This window comes from Rhodosalinus sp. FB01, from assembly GCF_041365715.1.
Lineage (GTDB): Bacteria > Pseudomonadota > Alphaproteobacteria > Rhodobacterales > Rhodobacteraceae > Rhodosalinus.
On sequence record NZ_JBGFSH010000103.1, the window covers coordinates 1 to 346 of the forward strand.

Genomic DNA, 346 nt, shown 5'->3' on the forward strand with positions numbered 1-346 from the left:
AGGAGACGCGCTTGATCTGGAGCTGGTCGCGCACGATGTCGTCGTAGGCCTGCCCCTCGCGCTCCTTGAAGCCGATATCGACGAGGTCCTTGTCGAGCTGCTCCCAGAGCGGGGTGACGACGACGCCCGGCGCGTAGCCGTTCACCGTGATGTTGTGCTCGGCCAGCGCCACCGCCCCGCAGTGCGTCAGCGCGAGGCAGCCGTATTTCGAGGTGCAGTAGACCGTCACGTCCACCAGCGGCTTGCGCGAGGCGATGGAGCCCACGTTGATCAGCTTGTAGGGCCCGCCCTCCTTGCCCTGGGCGATCATCTGCTTGGCCGTCTCCTGCATGCCGAGCCACATCGC

The 346-nt window shown here is 66.5% G+C and carries 1 protein-coding gene; it reads right to left on the reverse strand.

The window, feature by feature from the left end; all coding sequences use genetic code 11:
- The coding region (locus AB6A65_RS16790) for an SDR family NAD(P)-dependent oxidoreductase (RefSeq protein ID WP_371039518.1) at nucleotides 1–346 on the reverse strand (346 nt) is incomplete at both ends.